Below are 10,711 nucleotides of genomic sequence, written 5' to 3'. Positions count from 1 at the left end.
GACTTATCATATTTTTCTGCCACTTCTAAATCATAGAAATCTATATCTTCTAACTCAACACCGTTAATTATCATTTAACATTCCCCCATTTCTATTTTATAGTCCAGCTATTTCCTAATGTAGCAGTCTTTAAAGCTCCATTATCTTTAAATGTAAATTTATCTAAATCAAAAGGAACTCCTTTAAATTTATCTTCACTATCATTGAACGTTATTCCTGGCACAGATATTTCAGTTATTGAACCAGTATTAGCATAAGCTACATCAACAATCTTCTTAGTAAATCCTTCTTCAAATGTCTTTGTAGAAGTATCAAAAGTTCCTTCAATTGGATCACTTTGTCCTAAAAAAGTACCTGAAATTCCTAATTCCCCATCATTATCATCAAAGCTATCTACAGCAATAGCAACTTTAAATTTTCTAGCTCTAAACTTATTTTCTTCAGAAGACTTCTTATCTAAATCAACTATTATATACTCTGTTTCTGTATAAGCGCCGGTTAACTGCATCTCTCCAATATTTCTTATATACTCTATTGCTTTATCAGAAGCTATTTGATCTGTATTAAATGATGTTGACCACTCATAACCTGTTACACTTTGACTAGAACTTGATTGATTTATATACCTCTTAGAAGTTGTTTGAGCTGAAGGACTTTCATTTAGTTCAGTAAATCCTGCTCCTAATAGTTCAAAAGCTTCTTTGACTTTTAAGTAGTTAGCTTGTACTTTTCTTTTTCTAATATCCATTTAATTCATTCCTTTCTCTTAAAATACTTTAATCTTAAATTTATTTGATACTGCGCAGTATCTTCTGTTACTGCAAAAGCATATCCAGTACTTGTGACCTCTATGGATAAAGGTTCTAATCCATTATCAAGTAACGGAAATATCCCTTTATCATTATTGTTTTCTATCCAATCCGCAAACTTTTCATAAAATCCACTATTATCTATATTCTGCAATACATCAATCCCATAAGGCTCCCTAGAAGTAAATATAAAAGCATATTGTCTTATACTATCACCATTAACATATTTTCTTACTATTGGATTTATAGGAACTTCTTCTATAGAATAAGTATCTGGATTACCTTCTAAATAATTCACATTAACTTTTATAGCATTATTGAAGGTATCTAAATGAGGACAATTTCTAATATAATTTCTCAAAGCATCTATTATCATTTAGCTCTACCTCCTACAAATTGCGCTATAGATTTTACTACATCATTACCTCTATCATTCCACATACGCTTATCCCAAAACTTACCTCTAAGTCCTCCTACCGAAGTACCTTGTTTCCCATTTCCTTTGTTGCCATAATAGTGTTTCTTTGCGTATGGAGCTTTATAAATAATCTTGCTAGTTTGTATTTCAATCATCATATTTTTTAATCTACCAGTTTGGAATGGAACATAATTGTCACTATATTTAGCTACTTCCTTAGTAAATTTTTCTTGAGCTTGGCCATCTTTATTAAGATATCTTTTTAAAAGAATTTTACCTGTATCATCCATCTTTATTCTTACATTAGTAGCCATGCTATACACCTTCTACTTGAAAATGTCCTGAAAATTCAGTAACAGATTTAATTGTTATAACATCATCAAATTCTTTCTCCAAATCAGATATTCTATGCCCTTGTATTCCTATAACTTCAAAGTCAATTTCACCTTTTACAATTTTATCTCCTGGAGCAAAAGTAAAATATTTTTCTCTTTCCATAAGTTGTAACTTAGCAAATCTTTTCGGACTTACGTAGTTATCTAACTTATCTATGAAAATTAGTGTACTATCAGCTAAAAGTAATCCTTTATCACTTACAGTTCCATTTCTTTTACCTTGCCAGTTTACACCCTTAATAACAGTTCTTTGGTATCTATCTGCACCTAAAGAATTATCATAATATCTATTGTAAATAGTTATATCTGCATTTTTAAATAATACTCTCACGGCATCACCTCTAATACATCCGAACATATTGAGCTGGTAATAATGCTTTTACATCAGAAGTTATAGCCCAAGCCTCCAAATTACTTTCAAATGATATAGATTGATTCCCTTCACTCATAGATTTTACCCCTACTGGTTTAGTTGCATTGATTTTATTTGCATTTTCTATCAACTGATCTATAGCTAAGCCATAATTCTTTTTTATATATTCGTCATTAAAATTTCTATTAAGGTAATTTCTAATGACTAGAATAGCCTTAGCTTCATTTTTCTCTTCTAAAGTCAAAATTACCACTCCTTATAAATTTAAAGAGAGTACTTAGGTACTCTCCTATTGATTATTCATAAATCCTTTCGCTTTTAAATCTGCAATTAAATTATTAAACGCAGTTGCTATTTGCTGTGTAGTTGCAGAATCAGCAGTTAAAGCATCTACTTTATTTAATTTATTAATTACTGCATCTGCGCCTTTAGGGCCTTGTGGTCCTGTTTCCCCTCTATCTCCTTTTGGTCCCGTTGGACCTTGTGGCCCAGGAGTCAATTCTATTTCTGCTATCCCATTTTCTATAGCATTTAATCTTTCATGTGTAATTAATTCTCCATCTTGCCACGTATGTTTTTGATATGCCATTTATATCACCTTCCTATTCTTTACCTACTTTTGCTTTGCCTACCCTAGCTTTACCAACTTTAGATGTCTCTAGGGCGGGATTAGGGTAAAGTAATAGTTCCTATTCCTAATTCTTCTCCATGTGGAAGTGTTGGTAATGCAGTAGCAACAGCTTTGGTAAATTCTCCAACTGGATCTATAGAAGTATACGTTCCAACGAATATCTTATTATCTAATATTTCAGCAGATTCCATCTTACCATCACCAATTAACTTAACTTCTTCAGCGGTTAACCCATAAATAGTTTCGCCTAGAGTTTCATCACCAAACATAGCAATTACATTTTCAGGGAAGTATCTTGCAGTCGCAAAACCTTTAGCAGTTTCCTTTTTATATTTTCCTTCATAAACTACAATTTGTGGTAAATCCAATTGAGCTAATAATTCATTTAAAGCAGCTAAAGTAACAATTTTATCACTATTAACTCCATAAATAGCCTTTCTTACACTAACGCAATTGCAAATAGTTTTAACAACTTTTCTAGATGTCAATGCTCTAGTTGGTCTTGATCCACTTTCAGCTTCCACCGCATCAGCTAATGTAGCTAAATCATCTAATGGAGTGTCACTATCTGGTGTGTTCCATGTAAATGACTTTTTGTTTCCAGATGGAACTTTATAGTCAATTGTTACTTTTACTTTATTTTCATTAATAGCAATTTTACCTGTAGATAATAGTTCCATTCTCATTGCTTCAACTCTAACTTTAACTGAATCAGTCATTTTTTCGGCATCATTATAAAGTTGAGATAAAACAAAAGCTAACTCTGAATCAGTTCTTGGATTATTTATCTTTATGATTTCTTTTTCTGCTATTTTAATTTTTCTCTTTATAAGAGCTAAGCTTGCTACACCTTTTTCAATTGCTTCTCTTGAAGCTAATTGTGTTTCAGTATCAAAAGCATGAACTTCTGCACTTACAGGAAGTCCTCCTGAACCTAGAATCATATCAAACTCTATATCTTGTATTTTTTTTTCTGGGAAAAGTGACTCTCCTAACATAGGAGCAACCTTTCTTTCTTTAAAATAATTAACTAATTCATTAGTATTAAAAACTTCTTCTAATCTTGGCATATTATTTCACCTTCCTATCTAAATTTTATATTTGGTAATTTTTCTTTAACTAAACCTTTAGCTGTAGGAGTATATCCATCTAGAACTCTATCTTCTCTTAAATAACCTTCTACAATAAGACTACATGGCATATCTCCGTTTGTTACATCAACCGTTTGATAAAGTACTCCAACAGGTGTTCCTGGAAAAGTATCTTCACTACTTTTAACTACAGCTCCTGAAGCATCTATAAAAGCACCTGCTTTTACAATTTTCTTTCCTTCAGCATTAGCATCAACCCCAGCTGATGCAACTGTTGCTGAAAAAGTTACTAAATTCTTTTCAGTAACCAAAATTTCCATATCATTTTCATAATTTATCTTTTTAAAATACATAAATACTCCTCCTTATTTATCGCCCCAAGGATTACTTGGAGCACTTGATTTTGAATTGTTTTGAGCTGCAATAGAAGCTCCAATACTAATTGTTTTTCCATCTGCTCCTTTACCTGGTATATAACTAGATTGTTTCATTTTCTCAGTAGCTATTGCTTCAAGACCTTTAGACCAATCATCAGCTATAGAATCTATAACTTCTTTAGTTTTATCAAAATCTTCACCTAAGCACTTTTCAACTACACTGGCAGGTAATTTTTTATCTGCTGCATATTTTATAGCCTGAGTTAATAGGTCTTTTCTCGCATTAGCTTGTCTTTCTTTTTCTAATTCCTTTTCTAGTTCTAGCACCTTCTTTTGTACTGGATCCGTAACCAAATCTGGATACTTATCCTTAATAAAAGGTTCAAGCTCCTTTTCTAAGTTATTCTCTTTCCAAGTTTTTAAAGCCTTACTATGATACTTGTCATTTTCGCTATCAATAAAAGCTTTAAAGTCTTTATCATTCTTTAATTTTTCCTTAAAGGCCTCTAAGGTAAGTCCACTAGCTTGTAGTGACTTAGCTAAATCACTATTTTCTAGTAATGAATCTATATTTTCATCATCACCAGCTTTTTCTATTAATTTTAATAATTCTTTCTTTAACATATATCCTCCTTATCCCACAAACCTCTATGAGCCTTGTGACACAAAATTATTTAACTTAGTAATGTATTTATACCCCTTGTACACATAAAGCACACAAGACGATTTAAGAGCAAAATTAAAAGCCTTAGTTTCCTAAGACTTAGAATTTATTACTAATATAGGCTTATTTGAAATTGATTCTAATTCATCAAGATTAATTAACAAATGACCTTCTATTGATATAAAATCTCTACCTAAATTCATTTCATCAATAACGCGATCACATATATCACTATCATCTGTCAGAAATATATGAGTATCGCCACTTTTCATTCTCACTACTACTTCAAATCGTTCCATTTATATATCATCCCCTTATTCCTCGATTGTGTAGAAACAGCGACAACAAGGGTGCCTTGGCGTTTCTAACTTATCTTTAATATCGAATACTTTATCGTGATATTTCCCACAATCATCACATAACTTACTATCTAAAGTTGCATTATATCTAACTTTCTTAACTCCTGTTTCCTCACAATACCTATCAAAGGCATTACTTGAAACCCTAGAAACTTCTGTTTCTACTAACCTTTTACTGTTATAAGCACTCATATTGAATGTTTTTTCTATATCTTTTCTAATTTGATTTACATTCACCTTCCCTTTAAGGAAATCTTGTACTTTTCTATGCAAATGGTTAGCTACTTCTTTTTCATTCTCCCAAACTCTATCAGAAAAATGTTTACCTTTGAAATTACTTTCTATTATCTTTTTTACATCTTTCAAGCCTTTGTTGTAGTTATAAAAACTAAAAGTTTCCTTGACTACAGTACTTAATAATTCTTCAATTATTTTTTCTTGAGAAGCTGCTTCACCTTTTGATATATCAATTATTAATTTAGACATTTTTTTGTATTCTTTTTCAATAGTTGCACTATCCATAACCATAACATCATTTGCAATAGTATAAGTTAATAAAATATTAGCTACTTCTTGTAAAAGCACATCTCTATTAAGTCTTTTATGCCTATATATTATTTTCAACTGTTTTTCCGCTAGTTTATAAAGACTTTCTATAAACTTTTCTTCCTTAGTCAATTTCATCACCTAATTCTTTACCTAAATCAACTTGTGGCATTTCCTCTTCCTGCTCTTTCTTAACTTTTTCAGCTTCAGCTACTTTATTATTTACAAAACTAAACAATCCTCTAGCAGTATCTTTGGAAATAATCCTCTCTGGAACTTGAGCTAACATTTGAGCAGTTGCTAAATCATCACTTGGAATATTAGGAGTATATAAAGCTTTAACGTCTTTATAGTCATACATTTTGTTTTTCTTCAAGTCTAGATAGATGAATAAAAACCTAATTCTATTTTTAACTATGTTTTTATGTGCTTTTATTTCTAATCCACATTTGTTTTCTAATACAATAAGTCTGGACCTTAATGTAATTCCACTAAGATTGCTTTGTAACTTTTCGTTGTGATTTATATGACAAGCTATTTCATACATTGTATCGTGATATCTATCTAAAGTATTTTGAATAAAAGTATCATTTATATTTTTAATTAACCATTGAGCATCACCATTACTAGACTCTGGAAATTGAATTACTCCTAGCTTTTTCATATCACCAACTTCTTTTGGATCAATCTGTGCATTTTTAAATAGTAAATAAGCATTTCTAAAATCACTTATTTCATTCCCGATATCAGATAAATTAGTTTCAAATGCATCTTGTAGCCCCTTCATATCCTTGTATAAACTATCATCTATATTTTCATCAGTGAGCTCCCCTATAGTTACTGGAACTTCTCCAAATATATTAGTTGTAGGAGAAGCAATTTCATTAAACTTAGCATCAAAGTGATAAATTAAATCATCTGTATAAACATCAACATAAGTAGTTGTGTTATCAAAATCATTTTTGAATGCATGAATAAAAAATAAAATCTTACCGGAAGCTTTATCGTAATAAGCATATCCATCAGTAGGTTTTATTATCTTCGAACAAAAATCCGCTTTATCATCAATATAATAAAGTTCATATACTTTAGTAAAAATAAGAAGGTATTTCATAACATCAGTATCGTGCAACTCATTCCAATGAGCTGTATAGTACTCAATATCCTTTACCACGCTTTCATTATCATTTCTAGATTCATAAGTAATATCATTCCCAAGTGTGTAAGCTACTTCTTCTTTTATGAATTTTTTAATATAATTAACATTAATTTTTAGATTAGATCTTTCTGTTATAAAAAGATATTTTTTTATTGCATCAGTATCGCCTTTATAGTATTGATACATCTTCGTATAAATATTTTTAAAAACATAATATGAACCATAAACTTTTTTAACCAGCGCTAAATGTTCTGGATTATTAAGGTTTAGTCCAATTTCTTTTTTAAATATTTTTTTTACAATATCACTAATTTTCAAATTATCACCTCCTATAATCCTAATAATCTTCTATCAAGGATTTTTACTTTCCTTGAAACTATTATTGTTTTAAGTTTTATTTCTAATTCTGCCAGATTGTCAGGAGCATCATCATGTACGCTATATAATTGACCTTGAAAATCTAAAATTTCATCAATAGCTTTTTTACTATCTTCCATGTCAGATACAATTATTATCTGTCCATTATTCACTTGATCTATAATTGTGCTAATTTTTTCATCTTTATTTTTCTTTTGCATTTCATTAATCCATATATATTTTTTTCTTTTTAGTATTTCGCTTTTTCCTATCAATTCTTTTATTTTTTCAACGTCAGCACCTTGGTATGTATTTTTTTCAAGGTTTATATGAGTTACGTCAAGATTTCTTTCTAGAACCTCAACAACCTTTTCGCAATATTGACTAAAAGTAAGTTTTCTATGGACCAAATCCCTTATATAAGTAAAATCATTAGTTGCTTTACTTCCAACCATTATATTTGTACTATCTGATTTCTTATTAGTTGTACTAGCTGGATCTATAGACATCATCGTTTTAGTAAAATCATGTTGCTCTATTTCTTCTTTGGTTTGTGTTGCTACTGATTTAAACCATTTCTCCCCAATAGAAGTTGCATCATTCATTAATTCACTCATAAATGACCTTCTATCCTCCCAATATTTAACCGCTAAATCATTAAAGCAATCCCATTTTTCGGGCCACCAGGTTGTAAATTGCATTTCTTCCTTGTGATCCTCATAGAATTGCTTAGCTTTGATTTTTCTTTCATCCTTATTTAGTTTTTCATCAAAATATATATCATGACATTCTCGCCATAATTCGCTTTCGAATATATCTTCTACAGTTTCATCATCATTTAGAACGATAGCCCTTCTTAAGATAGTGTAATAATCATTATTCCTACTTAATTTACTCATAAGGCAATCTACATGCAATACTGTTCCTATAGCGATTACCTTAGTAGCTGCCTTTATCTTGATACCATTTCTATATACTGCTTTATCTCCAACTTCTTCTATTTCTTTAGTCCATTTAGAATATTGTTTTTCTCTTGCTGCATCTGTAAGTATATTCTTTTCGTCTTGAAAGTCATCACCAATAAATACAGTAGGCCTTATTCCTCCCCAGTTAGCACCACGAACAGAAGTTCCGGAACCAACTGTTTTAATATAAGTACCATTAGTAAATTCAACCTCATTAGCATTTACTGTATATCTTTCGTTATTAGTTTTGTAGGATTTAACATTTATCAATTTACCAAAACACTTAATTATCTTATGATTTTCGTTGAATACCTTCTTAATTGAATCAAGGAATTGAGTTGCGTCAGTATCAGTTTTAGCACCTAATAATGTAAATAAAGACCTTTTATAACAATGTAGCCATACACTAACCGCCATATCAAATATAGTTGTTTTAGCAAATCCTCTAGGTTCTATTATTGCTGCCTTATCAAATTTATCGGCTACAAATATATCATTAGCAAGTTCCCATAGTTCATAATGTCCCTTAGATAATGCTCTTGCAGTATTATTATCCTTAACAACAAAAGTGTCGCTCATAAAATACAAGCAAAAGAACTCTATATCATTTTTCCCTAGTGCCATTGCTAAATCATCTAACCTATGTGAATTCATTTTAATTAAGGCGATAGCCTTTTCTTCATCATAATGTTTGGTTAGGTATTTTTTCAGTATATATAATTCATATAAGTTTTCTTTCTCAAATAATCTATTATCAAAATAAATCATGCTATCACCTCTTTTCTTTGAGAATAAAAAATATAATAAAATTTTATGGAGTCCGCCGACAGGCTTAAGGCAATTTCTAATTTAGAACCTACCCCACCCTTTTGGAGAGCAATTCTCCTATAGAGAATCATTTCGCTAAATCTTGTTTTCACGAAGTCATGTAAAAGTACCTATTTAAGCCATTCTTAGAGTTAAGTTTTATTATTTTTTGTTTACTATTAATAAACTTTTACTAATAAACCTATCATTTCGTACGTATCAATGCGAAATACTATTTAACTTTAGGTAGTTCTATCACCTTGTTATCGCTTATATCATTCAGCATATCGTCTATATCCACTATTTCATTCTTGCTATTGTCATTGTTTATATCCTGTATCTTATTAGTAGGAGTTCCTAACACTCTATTCAGTGTATATATAATGGCATCTAGGGACGTTTTATCACTATTACTTTTCAATGCTATCTTAATTAACTTAGCGGTTAAAGGATTTATATTGTTCATTATTTGTGTTTCTACATCAGATTTAAGCGCTTGAAGCGACTTGTCCAACTCAGCCTTAAACAATTCATCTTTGTTCTTCCACGTTGAAACAGTAGTTCTGCTCGCCCCTATAATCTTCGCAACATCAGATATACTCTCACCTTGCACCAATAATTCAATAGCCTTAATCTGCTTATCATTCAATGTTTTATTGGCCATGCTCTATCACCTCACTCTCTTAACGCCTTAACATTAATCTATTATTATATTTAACATCTAAACCTATGATAAAAAGGTTTCATTTTCAGCATACAATTACACCTTATATATATAATATATAGCATGTAATTACCCCTCAAAAACGACACCCTTTTGATATTCATCTATTATTTTTCTAGTGTACTCATAAATCTCATTTCGATTTACCTTGTACTTTTTAATCTTAAAACAATGCTTATTCTCTATCATGCTTATTATTACCGCAATATCTCCACTGGTTAACTGAAATTCTGTAAGGGATATTTCTCCCCTGATATATTTCATTCTTAAATCAGCGAAGGCCTTCAGATAAACTTTATTTTTCCAGAAGGATTTATATTCCTCCTTGCTTATCTCTGTGATCTGATTGCTATTTCTATCTATCTTAAAATAGTAAAAGCCATCCTTTGATAATATTCTTTTATCCTGCAATGTATTATCCCACTTAATTACTGTCTTTTCTGCGACCTTAGATTCTTCCGCTATCTCTTTTATTGTCTTAGGTACTTCTATGGTCCTTATATTAAAATAATTAATGAATTTATCAGTTCTATTAGTGTTATACATGCTACCGATTTTCTTCTTTAGCTCTGAGTTATTCTTCTTAATAACATAAATATATTTATTTTTAACCTTATATTTATCTATTAATTCATAACCACATTTACTCAACCTATATTCTAGATTATCTCTTTTTTCTACTAGCTTGAGTGCATTAATACTTATACCTAATATGTCTTTTAATTTATTCCTATCACATTTAATAATAGTTTCATCTTTCATATTCCATCAAGCACCATTATACACACTCCTTTCATTTGCACGATATCAGAATTATTTCTGCCTTAAGGCACCTTTTCTACGCTCATATCTTCTTTCCTTCATGCAGCTCTCTAAGTCCTGGTATGGCAATAAAGATAGTTCGATTTCTTCACATACCTTACTATCACATTTAGGATTAAAAAACATACATGCACATTTTAGATCTTGTCCTTCCCATTTGCTTAAGAATACATAATCTTTCTTTTTAACTTTCCCCACCTTTATCACCTCGCTT

16 protein-coding genes and 1 pseudogene are annotated in these 10,711 nt (G+C 30.5%); all 17 read right to left on the bottom strand.

All coding sequences use genetic code 11. From position 1 onward, the window contains the following. A partial coding sequence (locus tag J7M87_RS20385) for a DUF6673 family protein (RefSeq protein ID WP_365844141.1) occupies nucleotides 1-74 on the bottom strand: 74 nt, incomplete at its 3' end. Between the two features lie 197 nt (nucleotides 75-271). After that, nucleotides 272-748 (bottom strand): annotated as a pseudogene (locus J7M87_RS01555) (hypothetical protein); the annotation flags it as partial. 5 nt (nucleotides 749-753) lie between these two features. Continuing rightward, nucleotides 754-1,185, bottom strand: coding sequence for a chloramphenicol resistance protein (locus J7M87_RS01550; RefSeq protein WP_111931643.1), 432 nt, complete (start codon nucleotides 1,183-1,185; stop codon nucleotides 754-756). Continuing rightward, a complete protein-coding gene (locus J7M87_RS01545) occupies nucleotides 1,182-1,541 on the bottom strand; it encodes a minor capsid protein (protein WP_291648001.1) in 360 nt (119 codons plus the stop codon). Before J7M87_RS01545 ends, J7M87_RS01550 begins: the two co-directional genes overlap by 4 nt. A gap of 1 nt (nucleotide 1,542) precedes the next feature. Then, nucleotides 1,543-1,953, bottom strand: a complete 411-nt coding sequence (locus tag J7M87_RS01540; RefSeq protein ID WP_291647998.1) for a DUF6751 family protein — start codon at nucleotides 1,951-1,953, stop codon at nucleotides 1,543-1,545. 10 nt (nucleotides 1,954-1,963) lie between these two features. Continuing rightward, the gene (locus J7M87_RS01535) at nucleotides 1,964-2,248 is read right to left on the bottom strand and encodes a hypothetical protein (protein ID WP_365844134.1); all 285 of its coding nucleotides are present in this window, start codon (nucleotides 2,246-2,248) and stop codon (nucleotides 1,964-1,966) included. Nucleotides 2,249-2,284: 36 nt separating this feature from the next. After that, nucleotides 2,285-2,584, bottom strand: a complete 300-nt coding sequence (locus tag J7M87_RS01530; RefSeq protein ID WP_291647995.1) for a collagen-like protein — start codon at nucleotides 2,582-2,584, stop codon at nucleotides 2,285-2,287. Nucleotides 2,585-2,664: 80 nt separating this feature from the next. Further along, nucleotides 2,665-3,696, bottom strand: coding sequence for a major capsid protein (locus tag J7M87_RS01525; protein WP_291647993.1), 1,032 nt, complete (start codon nucleotides 3,694-3,696; stop codon nucleotides 2,665-2,667). Nucleotides 3,697-3,710: 14 nt separating this feature from the next. Further along, entirely contained in the window at nucleotides 3,711-4,070 is a 360-nt protein-coding gene (locus J7M87_RS01520) for a hypothetical protein (RefSeq protein WP_291647991.1), read from the bottom strand. 12 nt (nucleotides 4,071-4,082) lie between these two features. Beyond that, nucleotides 4,083-4,718 carry a DUF4355 domain-containing protein gene (locus tag J7M87_RS01515; protein WP_272470821.1) on the bottom strand — a complete coding sequence of 212 codons (636 nt, stop codon included), beginning with the start codon at nucleotides 4,716-4,718 and terminating at the stop codon, nucleotides 4,083-4,085. A gap of 132 nt (nucleotides 4,719-4,850) precedes the next feature. Continuing rightward, nucleotides 4,851-5,057 carry a hypothetical protein gene (locus tag J7M87_RS01510; RefSeq protein ID WP_111931657.1) on the bottom strand — a complete coding sequence of 69 codons (207 nt, stop codon included), beginning with the start codon at nucleotides 5,055-5,057 and terminating at the stop codon, nucleotides 4,851-4,853. Nucleotides 5,058-5,072: 15 nt separating this feature from the next. Next, a complete protein-coding gene (locus J7M87_RS01505; protein ID WP_291648004.1) occupies nucleotides 5,073-5,801 on the bottom strand; it encodes a minor capsid protein in 729 nt (242 codons plus the stop codon). Beyond that, on the bottom strand, nucleotides 5,788-7,140 hold the full coding sequence (locus J7M87_RS01500) for a phage portal protein (RefSeq protein ID WP_291647985.1): 1,353 nt from the start codon (nucleotides 7,138-7,140) through the stop codon (nucleotides 5,788-5,790). The genes J7M87_RS01505 and J7M87_RS01500 overlap by 14 nt, the downstream gene beginning before the upstream one ends. A gap of 11 nt (nucleotides 7,141-7,151) precedes the next feature. Then, a complete protein-coding gene (locus J7M87_RS01495; protein ID WP_111931663.1) occupies nucleotides 7,152-8,912 on the bottom strand; it encodes a terminase in 1,761 nt (586 codons plus the stop codon). Between the two features lie 271 nt (nucleotides 8,913-9,183). Beyond that, complete coding sequence (locus tag J7M87_RS01490; protein ID WP_291647980.1) at nucleotides 9,184-9,615, bottom strand: phBC6A51 family helix-turn-helix protein; 432 nt, start codon at nucleotides 9,613-9,615, stop codon at nucleotides 9,184-9,186. 129 nt (nucleotides 9,616-9,744) lie between these two features. Further along, nucleotides 9,745-10,437, bottom strand: a complete 693-nt coding sequence (locus J7M87_RS01485) for a hypothetical protein (RefSeq protein WP_242983096.1) — start codon at nucleotides 10,435-10,437, stop codon at nucleotides 9,745-9,747. A gap of 51 nt (nucleotides 10,438-10,488) precedes the next feature. Beyond that, the coding region (locus tag J7M87_RS01480) for a hypothetical protein (protein WP_291647975.1) at nucleotides 10,489-10,711 on the bottom strand (223 nt) is incomplete at its 5' end.

Source organism: Clostridium sp., from assembly GCF_017888565.1.
Classification (GTDB): Bacteria; Bacillota; Clostridia; order Clostridiales; family Clostridiaceae; genus Clostridium.
The sequence above is the reverse complement of the archived record's forward strand: the minus strand, read 5'-3'. Positions and strand labels throughout refer to the sequence as shown.

What these genes read in the sequence shown, in the direction of transcription:
- J7M87_RS01550 (WP_111931643.1), bottom strand. Translation starts at nt 1,185, where the DNA reads ATGATAATAGATGCTTTGAGAAATTATATTAGAAATTGTCCTCATTTA.
- J7M87_RS01545 (WP_291648001.1), bottom strand. Translation starts at nt 1,541, where the DNA reads ATGGCTACTAATGTAAGAATAAAGATGGATGATACAGGTAAAATTCTT.
- J7M87_RS01530 (WP_291647995.1), bottom strand. Translation starts at nt 2,584, where the DNA reads ATGGCATATCAAAAACATACGTGGCAAGATGGAGAATTAATTACACAT.
- J7M87_RS01525 (WP_291647993.1), bottom strand. Translation starts at nt 3,696, where the DNA reads ATGCCAAGATTAGAAGAAGTTTTTAATACTAATGAATTAGTTAATTAT.
- J7M87_RS01520 (WP_291647991.1), bottom strand. Translation starts at nt 4,070, where the DNA reads ATGTATTTTAAAAAGATAAATTATGAAAATGATATGGAAATTTTGGTT.
- J7M87_RS01515 (WP_272470821.1), bottom strand. Translation starts at nt 4,718, where the DNA reads ATGTTAAAGAAAGAATTATTAAAATTAATAGAAAAAGCTGGTGATGAT.
- J7M87_RS01510 (WP_111931657.1), bottom strand. Translation starts at nt 5,057, where the DNA reads ATGGAACGATTTGAAGTAGTAGTGAGAATGAAAAGTGGCGATACTCAT.
- J7M87_RS01505 (WP_291648004.1), bottom strand. Translation starts at nt 5,801, where the DNA reads ATGAAATTGACTAAGGAAGAAAAGTTTATAGAAAGTCTTTATAAACTA.
- J7M87_RS01495 (WP_111931663.1), bottom strand. Translation starts at nt 8,912, where the DNA reads ATGATTTATTTTGATAATAGATTATTTGAGAAAGAAAACTTATATGAA.
- J7M87_RS01490 (WP_291647980.1), bottom strand. Translation starts at nt 9,615, where the DNA reads ATGGCCAATAAAACATTGAATGATAAGCAGATTAAGGCTATTGAATTA.
- J7M87_RS01485 (WP_242983096.1), bottom strand. Translation starts at nt 10,437, where the DNA reads ATGAAAGATGAAACTATTATTAAATGTGATAGGAATAAATTAAAAGAC.